This is a genomic window from Paucibacter sp. PLA-PC-4 (assembly GCF_026241155.1).
Taxonomy (GTDB): domain Bacteria; phylum Pseudomonadota; class Gammaproteobacteria; order Burkholderiales; family Burkholderiaceae_C; genus Roseateles_E.
This window is the reverse complement of the sequence record NZ_JAPFGP010000002.1, coordinates 86771-104846: the sequence shown is the minus strand read 5'-3', so window position 1 is coordinate 104846 and position 18076 is coordinate 86771. Positions and strand designations below refer to the sequence as shown.

The 18076-nt window shown below is 66.3% G+C and carries 18 protein-coding genes; 3 read left to right on the top strand and 15 right to left on the bottom strand.

Annotated features, from left to right (window positions below; all coding sequences use genetic code 11):
- Positions 1 to 5: 5 nt before the first annotated feature.
- The gene (locus OOZ63_RS03400; protein WP_266003914.1) at positions 6 to 734 is read right to left on the bottom strand and encodes a Crp/Fnr family transcriptional regulator; all 729 of its coding nucleotides are present in this window, start codon (positions 732 to 734) and stop codon (positions 6 to 8) included.
- A 102-nt stretch (positions 735 to 836) separates the two neighbouring features.
- Here OOZ63_RS03400 and OOZ63_RS03395 point away from each other — a divergent pair, with 102 nt between their 5' ends.
- Positions 837 to 1355, top strand: coding sequence for a hemerythrin domain-containing protein (locus tag OOZ63_RS03395; RefSeq protein WP_266003913.1), 519 nt, complete (start codon positions 837 to 839; stop codon positions 1353 to 1355).
- On the opposite strand, the gene OOZ63_RS03390 is transcribed toward OOZ63_RS03395, so the two are convergent.
- From OOZ63_RS03390 to OOZ63_RS03365, 6 genes are read right to left on the bottom strand one after another with little or no spacing between them, the layout of a single operon-like run.
- Positions 1345 to 2643 carry a glycerate kinase type-2 family protein gene (locus OOZ63_RS03390; RefSeq protein ID WP_266003912.1) on the bottom strand — a complete coding sequence of 433 codons (1299 nt, stop codon included), beginning with the start codon at positions 2641 to 2643 and terminating at the stop codon, positions 1345 to 1347. The genes OOZ63_RS03395 and OOZ63_RS03390 overlap by 11 nt on opposite strands.
- Before the next feature lie 7 nt (positions 2644 to 2650).
- Positions 2651 to 3547: a 2-hydroxy-3-oxopropionate reductase gene (gene glxR, locus OOZ63_RS03385; RefSeq protein ID WP_266003911.1), complete on the bottom strand. Its 897-nt coding sequence runs from the start codon at positions 3545 to 3547 to the stop codon at positions 2651 to 2653.
- Positions 3544 to 4320 (bottom strand): 2-dehydro-3-deoxyglucarate aldolase, encoded by a 777-nt coding sequence (garL, locus tag OOZ63_RS03380; RefSeq protein WP_266003909.1) that lies wholly within the window; start codon positions 4318 to 4320, stop codon positions 3544 to 3546. Before garL ends, glxR begins: the two co-directional genes overlap by 4 nt.
- Positions 4321 to 4343: 23 nt before the next feature.
- Positions 4344 to 5315 carry a Bug family tripartite tricarboxylate transporter substrate binding protein gene (locus OOZ63_RS03375; RefSeq protein WP_266003908.1) on the bottom strand — a complete coding sequence of 324 codons (972 nt, stop codon included), beginning with the start codon at positions 5313 to 5315 and terminating at the stop codon, positions 4344 to 4346.
- Positions 5316 to 5353: 38 nt separating this feature from the next.
- Positions 5354 to 6679, bottom strand: a complete 1326-nt coding sequence (locus OOZ63_RS03370; RefSeq protein WP_266003907.1) for an enolase C-terminal domain-like protein — start codon at positions 6677 to 6679, stop codon at positions 5354 to 5356.
- A 16-nt stretch (positions 6680 to 6695) separates the two neighbouring features.
- Positions 6696 to 7670 carry a Bug family tripartite tricarboxylate transporter substrate binding protein gene (locus tag OOZ63_RS03365; RefSeq protein ID WP_266003906.1) on the bottom strand — a complete coding sequence of 325 codons (975 nt, stop codon included), beginning with the start codon at positions 7668 to 7670 and terminating at the stop codon, positions 6696 to 6698.
- 135 nt (positions 7671 to 7805) lie between these two features.
- Between OOZ63_RS03365 and OOZ63_RS03360 the strand changes: the two genes are divergently transcribed.
- Both OOZ63_RS03360 and OOZ63_RS03355 read left to right on the top strand, forming a co-directional pair.
- Positions 7806 to 8456, top strand: a complete 651-nt coding sequence (locus OOZ63_RS03360) for a DUF4124 domain-containing protein (RefSeq protein WP_266003905.1) — start codon at positions 7806 to 7808, stop codon at positions 8454 to 8456.
- Between the two features lie 49 nt (positions 8457 to 8505).
- Positions 8506 to 8757: a DUF4287 domain-containing protein gene (locus OOZ63_RS03355; protein ID WP_323055722.1), complete on the top strand. Its 252-nt coding sequence runs from the start codon at positions 8506 to 8508 to the stop codon at positions 8755 to 8757.
- A 4-nt stretch (positions 8758 to 8761) separates the two neighbouring features.
- On the opposite strand, the gene OOZ63_RS03350 is transcribed toward OOZ63_RS03355, so the two are convergent.
- From OOZ63_RS03350 to OOZ63_RS03315, 8 genes are read right to left on the bottom strand one after another with little or no spacing between them, the layout of a single operon-like run.
- Positions 8762 to 9505: a FadR/GntR family transcriptional regulator gene (locus tag OOZ63_RS03350; protein WP_266004282.1), complete on the bottom strand. Its 744-nt coding sequence runs from the start codon at positions 9503 to 9505 to the stop codon at positions 8762 to 8764.
- Complete coding sequence (kdgR, locus tag OOZ63_RS03345; protein WP_266003902.1) at positions 9502 to 10326, bottom strand: DNA-binding transcriptional regulator KdgR; 825 nt, start codon at positions 10324 to 10326, stop codon at positions 9502 to 9504. Before kdgR ends, OOZ63_RS03350 begins: the two co-directional genes overlap by 4 nt.
- Positions 10327 to 10356: 30 nt before the next feature.
- A complete protein-coding gene (locus OOZ63_RS03340; RefSeq protein ID WP_266003900.1) occupies positions 10357 to 12651 on the bottom strand; it encodes a pectinesterase family protein in 2295 nt (764 codons plus the stop codon).
- Positions 12648 to 13802, bottom strand: a complete 1155-nt coding sequence (locus OOZ63_RS03335) for an oligogalacturonate lyase family protein (RefSeq protein WP_266003899.1) — start codon at positions 13800 to 13802, stop codon at positions 12648 to 12650. Before OOZ63_RS03335 ends, OOZ63_RS03340 begins: the two co-directional genes overlap by 4 nt.
- 1 nt (position 13803) lies before the next feature.
- A complete protein-coding gene (locus OOZ63_RS03330) occupies positions 13804 to 15093 on the bottom strand; it encodes an ABC transporter substrate-binding protein (RefSeq protein ID WP_266003898.1) in 1290 nt (429 codons plus the stop codon).
- A 1-nt stretch (position 15094) separates the two neighbouring features.
- Positions 15095 to 16216, bottom strand: coding sequence for an ABC transporter ATP-binding protein (locus OOZ63_RS03325; RefSeq protein WP_266003897.1), 1122 nt, complete (start codon positions 16214 to 16216; stop codon positions 15095 to 15097).
- Between the two features lie 30 nt (positions 16217 to 16246).
- Positions 16247 to 17149, bottom strand: a complete 903-nt coding sequence (locus OOZ63_RS03320; RefSeq protein ID WP_266003896.1) for a carbohydrate ABC transporter permease — start codon at positions 17147 to 17149, stop codon at positions 16247 to 16249.
- A complete protein-coding gene (locus tag OOZ63_RS03315; protein WP_266003895.1) occupies positions 17146 to 18033 on the bottom strand; it encodes a carbohydrate ABC transporter permease in 888 nt (295 codons plus the stop codon). Before OOZ63_RS03315 ends, OOZ63_RS03320 begins: the two co-directional genes overlap by 4 nt.
- Positions 18034 to 18076: the final 43 nt, after the last annotated feature.

The following is an 18076-nucleotide window of genomic DNA, read 5'->3' as shown; positions in this document are numbered from 1 at the left end:
CTGAGTCAGTCCGCGGCCAGCTGGCGTAGCGCGGCTGGTGCCAACAGGCTCACCGAGTAACCCTGGACCTCGATCAGGCCCTTGAGCTTGAGCTGGCGCATCATCCGCGACAAGGTCTCCGGCGTGATCGCCAGCTGGGCGGCAATATCGCGCTTGCGCTCGCCCAACTGCAAGAGGGTATCACCTTCGGCGCGCTGCAGCAGCCAGGCCGCCAGGCGCTTCTCGGCATCCTTGTGCATCAGGTCATGGGCCGTGCCGGTCAGGCTTTGCACTGTCCGGGACAGGCCGACCATCAGGCGGTCCAACATCAAGGCCTCATGGCTGAGCAGGGTCCGCATCGCGGCCAGCGGCAGCGCAAGCACTTGCGCCTCGCCCTGGGCGCGCGCGTCCTGGGCAAAGCCCTGAGCCAGCCAGGCGCTGCTCAGGTCCAGCCAGGCGGGTCCCCGCACCGTACGCTCCAGATGAAAGGGCTGGTCATGGCGGGCCTGCCCCAGCCCCACGGCACCGCGGAGCACGGCTAGCAGGTGCAGCGCCGGCTGCTCGCGCTGCATCACCGGTGCACCGGCGCTCAGGCTGCGCAGCTCCACCATCTGGTTCAGTGCGTGCAGCTCCGCCCCGTTGAGCGGCGGGCCGCCCAGCAGGGCCTGCCAGTCGCTGCCGGCAACGGGTGCGCAGGCCCGACCCGGCGAGTGGTCGATGCCGGATCTCGAGGCTTGGGGTTGAAGGCTGTCCACGGTGTGTGAGGCTCGGTCGGGGGATGATGGCTGCAATGTGGCGCAGACCGGTGCCGGCGTCCTTGCGCTTTGTCAAAGCCAGGCAAGGCGACAATCCCGCGCATGCGCATCGCACCGAAACCCGGCAGCAGCTACCAGCAACCCTTTGAGCTGCTGGCGGCCTGCCATGAGCGGATCGAGCGCAGCCTGAGCCTGCTGGCGCGCCTGTGCACCCACCTGGCCACGGCCGGGCCGGATGCGGTCGCCCGGGACGCGACCCGCGATGTGCTGCGCTACTTCGACGTCGCTGCGCCGCTGCATCACCAGGACGAGGAGCTGCATGTCTTCCCGGCGCTGGCCGGAGATCCGGTGTTGGCGCCGATCTGCGCACGGCTGCGGGCCCAGCACTGCGAGATTGAGGCCCAGTGGCGGCCGCTTCGCGCGCTGCTGCAGACCCTCGATCAGGCCGAGCTGCCGGCGCTGAGGCGGGCGGCCGAGGCCTTTGCACGGCTGCACGACGAGCATCTGCGAAGCGAGAACGAGCTGATCTTCCCGGCCGCCCGGGCGCTGCTAGACGATGCACAAAGTCGGGCAATGGGCGTCGAGATGGCCGCGCGGCGCGGCCTCAAGCTCACACAATGAGCAGAGCCCGGAAGTCGTTCACATTGGTGAAGGTCGGTCCCGGCGAGACCAGATCGCCCAGCGGCGCGAAGAAACCATAGGCATTATTGGCATCGAGCTCTCGCTGGGCGTTCAGGCCCAGAGCGGCGGCACGGTCCAGCGTGGTCGGTGTGACGAGGGCACCGGCGTTGTCCTCGATGCCGTCGATGCCGTCGGTATCGGCGGCCAGCAGATGCACACCCGGCTCGCCCTGTAGCGCGATCGCGGCGCCGAGCAGGAATTCGGTGGCCCGCCCTCCCCGGCCACCTTTAGTCCTCACCGTCACCGTGGTCTCGCCGCCGGACAGTATCACGCAGGGCTTCTTGAACGGCGCATTGCGCCGAGCCACCGCTCGGGCCAGCGCCGCATGCATCTTGCCGATCTCGCGTGACTCGCCCTCGATCTCGTCGCTGAGGATGTGGGCGTCCAGGCCCAGGGAGCGGGCGGCTTCGGCGGCCGCCTCCAGGCTTTGCTGCGGCGTGGCCAGCATGGTCAAACGGTGCCCCGTGAACCGGACGTCCCCGGGCTTGGGCGTCTCGAACTCGCCCGACTCCAGCCCGGCCAGTGCGTTCGACGGCAGTGCAAGGCCATAACGCTGGCAAATCGCCAGCGCATCGGCGCAGCTCGTAGCATCGGGCACCGTCGGCCCGGAGGCGATCACCGCCGGATCGTCGCCCGGCACATCGCTGATGGTCAGAGTCAGGACTTGCGCCGGCGCGCAGGCTGCGCCCAAGCGCCCGCCCTTTATCGCCGACAGATGCTTGCGCACGCAGTTCATCTCACCGATGGCAGCCCCACTCTTGAGCAAGGCGCGATTGATGACCTGCTTTTCCTCCAGGCTCAGCCCCGATGCCGGCAGGCTCAACAGGGCCGAGCCGCCGCCGGAGATCAGACAGATCACCAGGTCGTCCGCGCTCAGGTCTTCTGTCAGCGCCAGCATGCGCGCGGCGGCCTCGCGGCCGGCCGCATCGGGCACCGGGTGCGCGGCCTCGACCAGCTCCAGCCGCTCAGGCCGGTAGCCAGGTGGCGTGTGACCGTAGCGGGTGATGACCAGTCCCGAAAGCGGGGCCTTGCGCGGCCAGGCCGCTTCGAGCGCCTGGGCCATAGCGCCGCCGGCCTTGCCGGCGCCCAGCACCAGCGTGCGGCCCTTGGGCGGAGGTGGCAGCTGCGCCGCCAGCACCTGGTCGGGCAGCGCACGCGCCACCGCGACATCGTAGAGATGGCGCAGCAGCGCCCGCGGGTCGGTCAGAAGCGGATCGGCAGAGCTCATGGGCCGATTATGCGGACCCACCCAGTTCATGATTGGCCAGCAGCTCCAGCGCCTTCACCAGGGCCGAGTGGTCCAGCTGCTCATCGCCCTGAGCCGCACAGGCCTGCATCAGTTGGGCCGCGTTTGCTGTACCGGGCAGTGCCATCTTCAGTGCCTTGGCACTCTGCAGCGCCAGGTTCAGGTCCTTTTGGTGCAGAGCGATGCGAAAGCCTGGGTTGAACGTTCGCTTGATCATGCGCTCGCCATGCACCTCGAGGATGCGGCTGGAGGCAAAGCCGCCCATCAGCGCCTCGCGCACCTTGGCCGGGTCGGCGCCGGCCTTGGAGGCGAACACCAGGGCCTCGCTGACCGCCGCGATATTCAGCGCGACGATGATCTGGTTGGCCACCTTGCAGGTCTGGCCCGCACCGGCGCCGCCGACCAGCGTGATGTTCTTGCCCATCAGCTCGAACAAAGGGCGGATGCTGTCGAACACGGCCTGCTGGCCGCCGACCATGATCGTCAGCGTGCCGGCCTTGGCACCGACCTCTCCGCCGGAGACCGGCGCATCCAGCCAAGCGCAGCCGGTCGCCTCGATGCGGGCAGCGAAGTCCTTGGTTGCGATTGGGGCGATCGAGCTCATGTCGACGACGGTCTTGCCAGCGCTGAGGCCCTCGGCCACACCGCCTGCGCCGAACAGCACCCGCTCGACATCGGGTGTGTCGGGTAGCATCGTAAAGATGATGTCGGCCGCACGGGCTACCTCGGCCGCGCTGGCGCAGACGGTGGCACCGGCCGCCCTGACCTCCTCGCGCAGTTGGCTGCGGGTGTGCACGAAGAGCCGGTGGCCACCTTCCGCCAGCCGCAACGCCATCGGCGCTCCCATGATGCCCAGCCCGATGAAACCGATCTTCTTTTGACTCATGCCTTGTACCTTTCCGCCATTGCCTGGGTGGACGCCCGCAGGGCGCCCAAATCGCTGCCGACCGCCACAAAGGTGGCGCCCAGCTCCATGTAACGCCGCGCGTCGGCCTCGACCGGCGCGAGGATGCCGCTGGGCTTGCCGGCAGCCTGGGCTGCCCGCAGAATGATCTTGATCGCCTCCTGCACCGAGGGGTGGTTGGCATTGCCCAAATGACCCAGCGCGGCGGCCAGGTCCGAGGGGCCGACAAAGATGCTGTCCACGCCCTCGACGGCCGCAATCTCGGCCACGGCGGCAAGACCGGCACGGCTCTCGATCTGCACCATCACCGTGATATTGCGGTTCACTTGGGCGAAGTAGTCGGGCACCGTGCCGTAGCGGTTGCTGCGCTGCGAGACCGAGACCCCTCGCACGCCCTCGGGCGGGTAGCGGGTGGCGGCCACCGCGGCGCGGGCCTGCTCGACGCTGTCCACCATCGGGATCAGGAAGTTGTGGAAGCCGGCATCGAGCAGGCGCTTGATCAGCACCGTGTCGTTGAGCGGCGGCCGCACCACCGGGGCCGAGGGGCTGTCTTTGAGCGCCATCAGTTGCGGGATCAGGCTCAGCACATCGTTGGGCGCGTGCTCGGCGTCGAGCAGCAGCCAGTCGAAGCCGGCCACGCCCAGCACCTCGGTAGTGATGGGGCTGGCCAGCGAGCACCAGCAGCCGATCAGGCGCTCGCCGGCCAGCAGACGCTGACGCAGGCTGTTTGGGAAATTGCTGTAGGGCGTGGGCATGGTCGTTCTCGCTTGCTGCGTCATCAGTCCAGTTTCAGGCCGCTCTTGGCGACCACGGTGGCCCAGCTCTTGCGCTCACGCGCGAAGAAACCGGTGAATTCGGTCGGCGACATCGTGTGCACCTCGGCGCCCTGCGCGGCCAGGCGGGCGCGCAGGTCCGGCGAGCGGATGATGCGTATCAGCTCTGCCGAGAGCTTGGCCAGCGCGGCCGGCGGCATGCCAGCGGGCACCAGAATGCCCTGCCAGGTGCCCGACTCGAAACCGGTCGCGCCCTGCTCGGCCAGGGTCGGCACGTTCGGCAGCAGCGGCACGCGAGTGGCCTTGGAGACGCCCAGCACCTTGAGCTTGCCGGCCTGCACCGAGGGCAGGGTCGCCAGCATGCCGTTCATCAGGACCTGGGTCTGGCCGGCAATGGTGTCGCCGATCGCCTGCGAGCCGCCTTTATAGGGGATGTACTCCCATTTGGCACCGGTGATCTCGGCGACCGCCATGCCGGCCACATGGGGGGCGCTGCCGACGGCGGTGACCGCGAAATCCATCTTGCTCGTCTTGGACAGCGCCACCAGCTCCTTCAGATTATTGGCCGGCACCGAGGGGTGGACCACCAGCATATGGGGCGAGTAGGCCAGCATCGCAGCGCCCTTCAGGTCCTTGCTCGGGTCGAAGCTCAGCTTGGTATAGACCGAGGGGCTGATCGCCAGCGCGGTCACATCGCACAGCAAGAGGGTGTGGCCGTCATTGGACTTGGCCACCGCATCTGCACCCAGATTGCCGCTGGCACCCGCGCGGTTCTCGACGATCACGGTCTGCTTCAGCGCCTCGCCCAGCGGCTGGCTGATCGCGCGGGCGATGATGTCCGAAGTGCCGCCGGGTGTGTAGGGCACGATGATGCGGACGGTACGACTCGGCCAGTCTTTGGCCTGATCCTGGGCCTGAGCCAGACCGGCCGCGCATAGGCCCGCCAGCACAGCGAGACGAAGGGATTTCTGGGTCATGTTTGTGTCTCCGTGGTGTTTGCTTCTTGTTCGGTCGATCAGCGCAGCAGGCAGGGCTTTTTCGGATCGAAGGCCCAGCCCGGGATCAGGTATTGCATCGCCATCGCGTCGTTGCGCGCGCCCAAGCCATGCTGCAAATAGAGGGCGTGGGCGCGCTCGACGGCGGCCATATCGAGCTGCACGCCCAGGCCTGGCACGTTTGGCACGCGCACTTCGCCGCCCTGGATCTGCAGCGGCTCGAGGGTCAGGCCTTGCCCGTCCTGCCAGATCCAGTGGGTATCGATCGCGGTCAGCCGGCCCGGCGCGGCGGCGGCCGCCTGCGTGAACATGGCCAGCGAGATATCGAAGTGGTTGTTCGAGTGCGAGCCCCAGGTCAGGCCATGGTCGCGGCAGGTCTGGGCCACGCGCACCGCCCCACTAAGTGTCCAGAAATGCGGGTCGGCCAGCGGAATGTCGACCGCCTGCAGCGCGATGGCGTGAGTCAGTTGGCGCCAGTCGGTGGCCACCATATTGGTCGCCGTCGGCAGGCCGGTGGCGCGGCGGAACTCGGCCATCACCTCGCGGCCGGAGAAGCCGTCCTCGGCGCCGCAGGGGTCCTCAGCGTAGGCCAGCACACCGTGCAGATCGCGCAGCAGGCGCACGGCGTCCTTCAGCAGCCAGCCGCCGTTCGGATCCAGCGTGATGCGCGCCTCGGGAAAGCGGGCCTTCAGCGCTTTGATGGCCTCCACCTCGGCCTCGCCGGCCAGCACCCCGCCCTTGAGCTTGAAGTCGGCAAAACCGTAGCGGGCCTGGGCCGACTCGGCCTGGGCGACGATGGCCGAGGGCGTCAGCGCCGTCTGGTGGCGCTGATGCAGCCAGCCGCCGCCAGCATCCTCGCGCACATAGGGCAGATCGGTCTTGCCGGCATCGCCGACGAAAAAGAGATAGCCCAACATCGCCACCGAGTCGCGCTGCTTGCCCTCTCCCAGCAGCTCGCACAGCGGTACCTCCAGGTGCTGGCCCAGCAGGTCCAGCAGCGCGCACTCGACGGCAGTCAGCACATGGATGGTGGTGCGCAGATCGAAGGTCTGCAGTCCGCGGCCGCCCGCATCGCGGTCGGCAAAGCGCTCGCGCACCTGGCCCAGCAGGGCCTGCCAGCGGCCCAGCGGCTGGCCAATGGTCAGCGCCGCAGCCTCCTCCAGGGTCTGGCGAATCGCCTCGCCGCCGGGCACCTCGGCCACACCGGTGTGCCCGGCGCTGTCTTCCAGCAGCAGCAGATTGCGGGTGAAGAATGGGGCATGAGCGCCGCTGAGATTGAGCAGCATGCCGTCACGGCCGGCCACCGGGATGACACGGGCGCTTTTAACGAGAGGGGTGGAGCTCATGGTTTGACTTGATTGCTCAGTCTGCAGTGATCTTGCCGGTCTCAATGACGGTCTTCCAGCGCGCGAACTCGCTTTTCTGGAAGGCGGCGGCCTGCTCCGGGGTGTTAGCCACGGTCTCAATGCCGACCTCGGCCTGCTTTTGCTTCAGCGCCGCATCGTTGAGCGCCGCGACCAGGGCCTGGTGGATCTGTCCACGCAGCGGCGCTGGCAGGCCGCGCGGCGCGGCGATCCCCTGCCAGGAATAGACATCGGCACCCTTGATTCCGGCCTCGGTCAGGGTCTGCACCTGAGGCAGCACGGCCGAGCGCTTATCGCCGGTGACGGCCAGCGCGCGCAGCTTGCCGCTCTGAATGTGCTGCAACACCGCGTTGACATTCTGGAACGAGGCATCGACCTGGCCCCCCAGCAAATCGGTGATGGCCGGCGCGCCGCCCTTGTAGGGAATGTGGGAGCCGGAGGTGCCGGTCTGCTGCCAGAACAGCTCGGCGGTCAGATGATCCGAGGATCCGTTGCCTGACGAAGCGAAGGTCATCGCGCCGGGCTTGGCTTTGAGCTGCGTGAGCACATCGGCCATGCTCCTCAGTGGCGACGACGCCGGCACGACCAGCACATTGGGCGCCTGCACCGCTACCGTCAGCAGGTCGAGGTCCTTCAGCGCGTCGTACTGCACGGCCTTCAGCAGGTGCGGTGCGATCACATATGGGCCAAGCGAGGCCACCAGCAAGGTGTAGCCATCGGGTGCGGCCCGCTTGACCATGGCCGAGCCGACCGTTCCGGTGGCACCGGGCTTGTTATCAACGACGACGGTCTGGCCCCAACGCTCCTGCAGCTTGGCAGCCATCGCGCGAGCCAGCGTGTCGGTGGAACCTCCGGGCGGGAACGGCACCAGCAGGGTCACAGACTTGTCCGGGAATGCAGCGGCTCCGCCCGCGAGGCCGGTGACCAGCAACAGGCCGGCAAGCCATCGATGCAGGGTCGAAGGTGTTTTCATGCTTGTCTCCATGATTTAGTTGTACGTCATCATACAACTGACCTCTGAAAATCACATACGCGTTTGCCCGACAATGTCCTCCGATCGACGGTCTGCAGCGTTGGAGCGGCACAATTCTTCATCAGGGGCGCGGCAATGAGACAGGCACACAGGGGCTGGGCAAGGCTCGCCATCCTCTTCTTGATGGTCGGCCTAGGCACGGCGGCCCAGGCGGAGGTCTGGAAGTGCAAGCAACGCGATGGCGGCGTGAGCTTTTCCGATGTGCCCTGCCCCGGCGCCGGCGAGCCGGTCGAGCAGCGCCGGCTGCAAAGCAATGTGGCGGACGCCCCGCGCCTGCCGCCGCCCGAGAACAAGCCCGCCGCCAGCGGCCCAGCGCAGGCCCCGGCCAATGACTGCCCCGGCGATCTGGAACTGCGCAATATGGAGACCCGCGCCAACTCGACCAGCCTGGGCGACCGCGAGCGCGCCTTCATGCAAGACGAGATCCGCCGGGTACGCCAATGCCGCAAGGGCCAGGGGCGCTACACCGCCGAGGACTGGGCGCTGAGCCGCCGGGCCCAGGAAGCGCAGAGCAGCTCGAACGCGGAAAAGGAGCGCCTGCGCGCCGAGGGCATGCACAGCGCGGCCGACCCAATGGAAGGCGACCGCATCGTCCGCCAGCGCGAGAGCGAAGCCCTGGCTGCACGCAATCTGGCGCGGATGGAGCGTCGCCGGGTGGTGCAGCCGCCGATCGTCCCGCCCTGCCCGGCCAAGCCGGGCTCAGGCCCGGTGGCGCCCTGCCGATGAGCTGTCTGGCGACCAGGCCGAAGGTCGGTTCGCGCATCGAGAGGTCAGAATGCTCGGCAGCATCACTCCCGAAGACAGCCGTTCAGACATGAGCAGCAATGAACAGCCGCAAGGGCGTCCGGCCACCTACTTGTCGTCCATCGAAAAGAAGTACGGCCAGCCGATCGCCTATTGGCTGCGCCTGGCCGAGGGCCTCAAAACCATGAAGCAAATGGAGATGCTCGCCTGGTTCAAGACCGAGCACGGCCTGGGCCACGGTCATGCCAACGCTATCATGGCCTATCTGCCGGCGCGCAAGTAACCGGCTACTCGCCGCCAGCCGCCGCCAGCGCCGCGCGCCTCCTGCGCTCGCGGCTGTTTGCCAGGTGGGTGCGCATCGCCGCGCGGGCGGCCTCGGGGTCCTGCGCGCTGATCGCATCGAGGATGTGCTCGTGCTCGGCGTTGACGCGCGTCAGATAGGCCAGGCGCTCGGCCGGAGCCACGCTATCAAGGCCCGGAAGGCGCGCGCGCGGGATGCTGGGCGCACCTAGCGTACCCATCAGCTGCTCGAAATGCGGATTTCCGGTGGCGCGGGCGATCTCCAGATGGAACTGGAAATCGGCCGCCACCGCATCGCGCCCAGCCTGGGCGGCCGCGGCAAACGCGGCCAGTGCTTCTTGCATCGCAGCCAACTGGTCCCCGCTGCGGCGCTGCGCAGCCAGCGCCGCCGCCTCCGTCTCGACGCCGATACGCAGCTCCAACACCGCAACCACATCGGTGAGCGTACCCATCTGATCAGGGGCGATGCGAAATGCGGCGCCCTCGCCCAAACCCAGCACGAAAGTGCCGATGCCGTGTCGAGTCTCGACCAGGCCGGCAGCCTGCAGCTTGGAGATGGCCTCGCGCACCACGGTTCGGCTAACCTCGAACTCGGCCATGATGGCCGCCTCGGTGGGCAGCTTGTCGCCGGCATTGAGTCGGCCTTCGCGGATGCGATCGCCCAGCGCCTCGACGAGGCCCAGGGCCAGGGTCTTGGGGCGCCGTCGGCCGGTGATGGCGTTCAAGTTCAGGCGCGCGCGGCCTTGGCCGGCGGGTCGAGCGGGAACTGCGTGCAACCCAGGCGCGCCGAGATGTCGCGGCTGGCGCCTTGCAGCATAGCCACCACCTCGCCCTCCTTGGCCTCGTCGTAGCGGAAGGTCGGGAAGGAAACGCTCAAACCCGCGATCGGCTGGTTCAGCCGGTCGAAGATAGGCACACCCAGGCAGCGGATGTGGTCGTCGAACTCCTCGCGATCCTCGCCGAAGCCCTGGGCCTTGACGCGATCCAGCTCGGCCTGGAAGGCGGCCGGCTCGACAATGGTCTTGTCGCGAAAGCGCTTGAACTCGGCGCCCTGCAGGATGCGCTCGCGGCGCTGCGGATGCTCCCAAGCCATCAGCACCTTGCCGATCGCGGTGCAGTGCAGCGGAGCGCGCCGGCCGACGCGCGAATACATGCCCAGCATGTGGCGCGAATCGACCTTGTGGACATAGATGATCTCGCTGTCGATCAAGGTGCCCAAGTGGACCGTCTCGCCGGTAGCGTCGGCCAGCATCTGCATATGGTGCTTGGCCAGATCGATCAGCTCCGGGTATTGGAGCGCCTTGGTACCCAGCTCGAAGGCCTTCATTGTCAGGCCGTAGCGCTCGCTGTCGGCCTCCTGGCGCACATAGCCCAGGGTCATCATGGTCTGCAGAAAACGGTAGACCGTGGCCTTGGGCATGGCTAGGCGCACCGAAAGATCGGAGATACCGGTCTCGCTGCGTTCGGACAGTGCCTGCAGGATGGCAAATACTTTGAGCACCGCCGCCACCGATTCCGGTTGCTGCTTGCCGTCGTTCAGATCGTCATCCATGCGGTGTTTCGCTTTGTTTGGTCTGGCGTTTCAATTGTGCTGGATTATCGCCGCGCCGGCCCCGGCACGAACCCGTGCCGCGACCGCTTCGACCGGATCCAGCGGCCCGTGCAGACGCGGCTGCCAGCCGACATCGCCACCCAGCTCCGCCCCGGCGGCGCGCAGCGCAGCGCCCAGGTCCAATGGCCGGCCGTTGTGCAGCGACTCGCGATCGCTGAAGACCTGCCCCTTGAGAACCCGGGCCAGCCGTGCCGCCGGGATCTCCGCCGGGGTCTCCCAGACATTGCGCTCACTGAAAATGCGCGAGGCCAGGCCTATGCCTATCGAGTAGCCATAGGGGTAGTCGCCGTCGCTGCGGGCCATAAACAGATTGTTGTAGAGATGGACCTGGCCGTAGCGTACCCTTGGCGTGCGCTCCATCAGCGCCTCCCAGCGGTTGTGATGCAGGCTCACGCGCAGCCGGCCAGCGTCGCCCGTGTGCTTGTCGCTACCGCCGACCAGGCTGGTCTTATCGTGGCGCGAGAAATGGTTCCATGAGATGGTCACGAAGTCGGACTGCTGGGTGATGTCCAGCAGTCCGTCATGGTGCTGCATCGGCCGGCCCAGCGCGACGCGCGCCTGGCGATCCGCGCGCGCGCCGTCGTCGAAGCTGCAATGGTCTACCCACACATGCGTCGCGCCGCGCAATGCGACGGTGTCGTACTCAGAGTTCCATTCGCCGGCCGCGCCGTCGAGCGGATCCCAGGCCGGGAAGAAGTCGTAGGCATCGGCGAACTGCAGGCCGCGCAGAATAATGTTGTCCACCTTGTCCAGCATCAGCATGCCGTTGATGAAGCCCGCACCCGGCGCTGCGCCAACCAGCGTGGTGTTGGACGGGATGCGCAGCACGACGCGCTGGGCCTGGGCCTGCACAGATCGCTTGCGCGCCTCCTCCAGCAGCCCTTCGGGCGGCTTGCGGCCCCAGACTGCCGGATCGTAGGCGCGCAAAAAGGCTTCAAAGTCGAAGCCCGGGTCGCGGTAGTCTTCGTAGCCCAGCCGCCGGCCGGCGGCGTCGCTGCTCAGATCGATGCGAGCCAGCAGGTAGATGATCTTGGGCCGCTGCCCGGCCGCCAGCGCAGCCTCCAGTTCGGCGCGGTCTCGCACTCGGTAGACATCGGCAGGCACGGCCGCAGCGCCGCCCGTGGTGCCGCCCTCGGCCGCCGCCCAGCCGTCGTCCAACGCCAAGATCTCGCGACCCCAGTCGCGCGGCGCGGCGCGGTTGCGGTATTCGGCCATGCGGTTGTGCGCGGCGTCGAAGGGACGGCGCGAGGTCGAAGCGCTCCAGGGTCCGATGTGGTGGCCCAGCTCGCTGTCGCGTATCAAGGCCTGAGCGTTCGGCGAGAGCCCGGACTGCCAGGTGCCAGGCCTGACTGCCTGATCCCAGGCCCGCCCCAGCGAGACGCGAGCCTCGCCAATGCCCGGCTCGGCCAGCAGCCGGCTGTTGATGATCAGGAAGCCATGCTCGCGTCCTGGCGGCGTGCTGGGTGCCAGCACGTGACCGTCCTGAGCCGGCGCGCGACGGCCGGCGCGGCTAAGGATCTCGCTGCGCGCAATCACCAGGCGGGCGTCGCCGAAGATGAAGTCCACATCGCCTGCAATCAGGCTGTCGCTGACATGGATGCGACCGCTGCCTGCCGCGTAAAAGGTGTCCTGATGGCCCAACAGGCGCAGACGCTGCAGTTGGATGCGGTCACCCCGGATCATTAGCGCCACGGCCTGGGCGCCACCGGCCTCGCCGGCTCCGGCCGGATAGCCCTGGCCCAGACGCACCGCGTCCATCGCATCATTGGCAATCGTTAGGTCGGCCAGCTGCAACTCGTCGCCGAACAGCATCGCGGTGGCGCTGCCGGCCGTGCCATAGCTGGCGCCTTCCTGGTGCGGCGTGCAGGCATTGATCGCCTGCCCGGCCGGCTTGGGCTGGGCGTTGTAGTGGCCGGCTACGATGACGGCACCCGGGTCGCCGTAAAGCGTCAGCGGCGCCTTGTCGCGCAGGCAGATCTGTTCGCGGTAGGTGCCAGGCTTGAGCCGGATGTAGTGGCGACGCCCTTGGCGAGGCAAGGCATCCAGCGCGGCCTGCAAGCTGCCGTGTGTGCCGCTTCCGTCCGCAGCGACCACGAAGTCGGGCGTCCAGGCCCTGGGCTCAAGCGGCTGTGGCTGCCACCCTTGCAGCCAGTCCTCGACGCGCAGCCGCGCTGCCTGGGCGTCGTCGAGCTGAGGTCGCAGCGGCCCATGAGCCTGCGCTGCCGCACCCACCACGGCGAGCAGCAAAGCAGCAAGCCGCCTCACAGATCGGCCAGGTAGAGCGCAGGCTCGCCCGACTCCTTGTCGCAGCTGAACAGCACCTGTTTTTGGTCGGGCGTGAAGCTCGGATGCGGATGGGTGACTTGGCGGCTGTCCTTGTAGACGTCCCATCCGCTGTCGTGGCGCGCGATCGGCCGGGTCGTTCCGGCCTTCAGGTCAAACAGATGCAGATAGGGGTCGCCGCTCAGCATCTCGTTGCTGGCGCTGGCATCGCCGCTGACCTTGCCGCAACCGTCGCCGACGATCAGCGTGCCGTCATGGTTGCTCATCAGGTGCGAGCACTGTGGCATCGCCGTCAGCACCCTGTTCTCCAACGTGACTGGATCGAGGCTGCAGATCCAGCGTTCGGGCGAGCTGTGGTCGTATGACACATAAATCATCGCGCTGCCGTCAGGCACCCAGAACTCGTGGGTACAGCTCTCGCCCTTGCTGTGTTCTTTGCCGCAGCGGCGGTTCGTGCCGTCCTCGTTGATGAACCACATACGGGCATCGATCAGGTCATGTGGACCCTCGTGACAATAGGCCACCGTGTGGTCGTCGAAGGGGCGGTACTGCGGATGGCCCAACCATCCTTGCTGCTCCAGGATGACCGTGCGCTCCCCGGTCTTCAGATCTACGCTGAAGAGCCGGCAGCGTGGCTTCTGATGGAACATCTCGTTGAACTTCTGCCAGGTGTTCAACGGGAACCAGTCATCGGCATGGATCTCGATGCCGACCATCTTGTTGCAGGCGCTGTTGCTGACCCAGGTGCCATAGCCCACCCAGCCCTGCGGCACCGTGTAGACCACCTCCTCGCTCAGATCGGCCAGGGCCAGGCGGATCAGCTGGCGTTCGGCGCGCACGAAATAGAGGTGCCGGTCATCGGGCGACAGAAAGCCGCCGAAGGTGTTCTCGCCGGGCTGGTCGGTCAGTTGCGTGGCAACTTGCGATTGCAGGTCCAGCAGCTGGTAGTTCCAGTACTTTCCCGGGCCGAACTCCCCGGCAAACAGCAGCTTGCCGCCATCGTTGGTGAAGCACTTCTGATAGAAATAGTTGCGATGACAGGTCACGTCCAGCGGCGTGAGCCGGGTCACCCGGGCGCCGGTGTCGGGATCCTGCTGGCTGACGAACTTCAGCTGTCTTTCGGTGGCTTTCATCTCACTTGATCCGGTTGAGCAGGGCATTGCCCTCTTCAACCAGGCGGCGCGCGGCCTCCTGGTCCGTGGTCTTGCCATAGGCGACAGTCTCAAAGACCTCGCGCATGAATTTATGGAAGCGTGCATGCTCGAACAGCTTCGAGGGCATGGGCACCCGGCCGGCCTGGCGCTGGGCCTTGACCTGCTCGTGGGCAGCCAGTTCCAGAGACGGCAGCTTGCCGGCCTTCAGCAGCAGCTCGAAGCTGTTGGCGGCGGCCGGCACGCCACGGCTGCGGCCCAGGATCTCGGCAGCCTCGGGGTCGGTCAGCAAGAAGTTGACGAAGCGCGCGGCCAACTCTGGCTGCTTGCTGTTGCGGCCCACCGCATACATGAGCGTGGGCCTGCCGAACATGCCGCTGTTGCCGGCGCCGGGTAGGGTCGGGAAGTCGCCCAGCACCAGCTTTTGCTGCTTGTTCAAGGTACTGGCGCGCAGCGCGATCACCGAGTCCCAGGTGTAGTTGCCGGCCCAGTTGCCGAGCACCCAGTCCTGCTGCTGCTCGGTGGGCTTCTCGGCGCCGCCAAGGCTGGCGCGCAGCGGCAGCGGCACAGCCACATGCTCGGTGATCAGGCGGCGGTAGGTCTGCACCCATTCCAGCGCAGCAGCCGGGCTCATCGCGACGCGCGGCTGGGTCGGGTCAACGTAGGGCGTGCCGTGCTTTTGCTGCACATAGCTCTGCGCCAGCAGCATCATGTCGTAGAGCTCGCCGTCCAGCGGATACGCCTTGTCGCCGTACTTGGCCTTGAAGACACGGCCGGCCGCGAACAGCTCGTCCCAGGTCTTGGGCACCGACAGCCCGGCACGCGCCAGCGCCGCCTCGTTCCACAGCAGCACGCGGGCGCTGTAGGACACCGGCAATGCATTGAGCTTGCCGGCCACGCGGCCCAGTTCAAGATCGGCGGCGTCGAACTGATGCAGGGCCAGTTGCGAGCGGTAGGCTTGCAAATCGGTGAAACCGTTGCCGCGCTTGGAGAACATGCCCAGCCAGGCCCAGTTGATCTGCATCACATCGGGCTCGGAGCGGCCGGCGATCTGGGTCGTCAGGCGCTCCAGGTATCCGTTGAAACCCATGTACTCGGCCTTGATCTTCAGGCCGGGGTTGCGGCGCTCGAAGGCGGCAATCGCCTTCAGCGTGGCCTCATGCCGGCCCGCGCCGCCCCACCAGGAGAAACGCAGCACGGTCGAGTCCTGCGCCCAGGCCGGAAAGGTCAATAGGAGCGCGGCTGCGATGAAAGAGAGCTTTCTAATCGGCATGTCAGAGCAGCAGGTTGGCGCCGCTGGCGGCGTCGAAGAGGTGGGCCTGATTGAGCTGCAGCCAGAAGTTATGGGCGGCGCCGCGCGTTTTCTCACCCAGCCCCCCGAGCTGATCGGCCGGCACGCGGGCCGTCATCGGCACCTTGCCGATGTCGAAATGCACGAACACCTCGCTGCCCATATGCTCCATGAAGCGCAGCGTGCTGGGCACCTCGACGCTGCCGGGCCGCGGCAGCGAGGACACATGCTCGGGCCGCAGACCGAACTTGATGGCCGCGCCGCGCCCCGTGAGCTTGGCCGCCTTGGCCTCTGGAAGCGGCAAAACCTGGTCCCCGATCGCAATGGCCAGGCCGGCGCCCTGGCTCTGCAGCGTGGCGTCGTGGATGTTCATCTCGGGCGAGCCAATGAAGCTGGCGACAAAGGCATTGGCCGGACGGTCGTACAGCGCGGTGGGTGTGTCGACCTGCTGGATCACGCCTTCCTTGAGCACGCAGATGCGCTCGCCCATGGTCATCGCCTCAACCTGGTCGTGGGTCACATAGATGGTGGTGGCCGGTTGGCCCGCCTCGCGCAGGGTGCGGTGCAGCTCGGTGAGTCGAACCCGCATCGCGGCGCGTAGCTTGGCGTCCAGATTGGACAGCGGCTCGTCGAACAGAAAGACCTCGGGCTTCTTGACGATAGCCCGGCCCACCGCCACGCGCTGGGCCTGGCCGCCGCTGAGCTGCTTGGGATAGCGATCCAGCAGATGCTCCATCTCCAGCAGCTGGGCGGCATGGCGCACGCGCTGATCGAGCTCGGCCTTGGGCGTGCCGGCTAGCTTCAGGCCGAAGGCCAGATTGTCGTAGACCTTCATATGCGGGTACAGCGCATAGTTCTGGAACACCATCGCGATGCCGCGCTGCTTGGGTGCCAGCTCATTAACGCGCTGATCGCCAATCCTCAGCTCGCCGCCGCTGATAGTCTCCAGGCCGGCAATCATGCGCAGCAGGGTGCTCTTGGCGCAGCCCGAGGGACCGACGAAGACCATGAACTCGCCATCGCGCACTTCCAGATCGACCCCGTGCACGGCCTTGAAGCCATTGGGGTAGACCTTCTCGATTTTTTTCAGGCTTAGCTGCGCCACTGTCGTCTCCGAATCGTTTGTAGTTCTGTGTCAGCCCTTGACGCCGCTCGATGTGGCGCCTTCGATGAAGTGCTTCTGCGCCGCAAAAAACACCAGCACCGAGGGAATCAGCGCGACGACCGAGATCGCGATGACGTTGGCCCATTCGACCTCCTCGGTCGCGCCTATGCTCATCTTCAGCGCCAGCGACACGGGGTACTTCTCGACCGAGGCCAGGTAGATCAGCGGGCCCATGAAGTCGTTCATGGTCCAGATGAACTGGAACACGATGACCGAGATGATGGCCGGCTTTAGCAGCGGAACGATGATGTGCCAGAGCAGCTGCCATGCGTTGCAGCCGTCGATCTGTGCTGCCTCTTCCATATCGCGAGGAATGCCGCGCAAGAACTGCACCAGCAGGAAGACGAAGAAGGTGTCGGTGGCAAAGGCCGAGGGGATGATCAGCGGCAGATAGGAATCGAGCCAGCCGATTTCGCGGAACATCAGGTACTGCGGTAGCCGCAGCACGATCAGCGGCAGCATCATCGTCCCTATCATGATGGAGAACAGCAGTTTCTTTCCCCAGAACTCGAAGCGGGCAAAGGCATACGCCACCAGCACGCAGGAGATCACGGTCACGATGATGCGGGGGATCGCGATCAGGAAGCTGTTCAGGAAATAGGTCGCGAAGGTGTACTCGGTGCTCGTCTTCCAGCCTTTGGCATAGGCACCGAAATCCAGCCGGCTGGGCCAGAAGCCGGCCTCGGTGAAGATCTCGGCATTGCTCTTGAACGAGGCCCCAATCAGCCACAGCATCGGGTACAGCATCACGAAGGCCACCGCGATCAGCGCCACATAGCGCAGCCAGGGGTTGCCGCGGTCGCGAGCGAGTGCCCGCGGCGCCGAGGGCAGTTTGACGGCTCCCGCCAGGGACTTGGCGTCGGCGCGGCTCATCGCTTGCTCTCCTTCTCGCCAGAGTAGAAGACCCAGTACTTGGAGCTCCAGAACGACAATGCCGCCAGCCCGCCAACCAGGGCGAACAGCACCCAGCTCAGCGCCGCGCCATAGCCCAGATTGAAGAATCGGAAGCTCTGGTCGTATATATAAAGCGCAAGCACGTAGGTCGAGTGCAGCGGGCCTCCCTCGGTGATCGCGTAAGGACCGTTGAACTCCTGGAAGGCATGCACCATCTGCATGATCATGTTGAAGAAGATCACCGGTGTGATCAGCGGTACCGTGATCTTCCAGAACTGCTGGCTCTTGCTGGCGCCGTCACACTCGGCCGCCTCGTACAGCGAGACCGAGACGTTCTGCAGCGCCGCCAGAAAGATCACCATGGCCGAGCCGAACTGCCAGGTGAACAACAGCACGATTGTCCACATCGAGTAATGCTCATCGGCCAGCCAGGCGATCGGCTCAATGCCCAGTTTGATCAGGACCAGATTGACCAGGCCGTTCTTAGCGAAGATGAAGCGCCACAGCACGGCCACTGCGATCGAGCCGCCGAGGATGGAGGGGATATAGAAGGCTGCACGGAAGAAATTGATGCCGCGCAGCTTGAAGTTCAAGACATGGGCGATGAACAAGGCGAAGCCCACGCGCAGCGGCACGGCCAGCAGCGCGAACAGCAGGGTCACGCCCAGCGATTTGCGAAACAGCGGATCGTCGCCGGCGAGCTCGCGGTAGTTCTGCAGCCCGATGAACTCAGGTGGGTCGATCAGGTCGTACTGCGTGAAGCTGAGCGCGAAGCTCATCACGAAAGGGAAGAGCTTGAACAACAGCACGCCCAGCACGAACGGCAGGACGAACAGGAAGCCCAGCTTTTTATTCTCATACATGCACCGAGTCTCCGGCGGTAGGACAGCGCCCGGGCTCTGACGG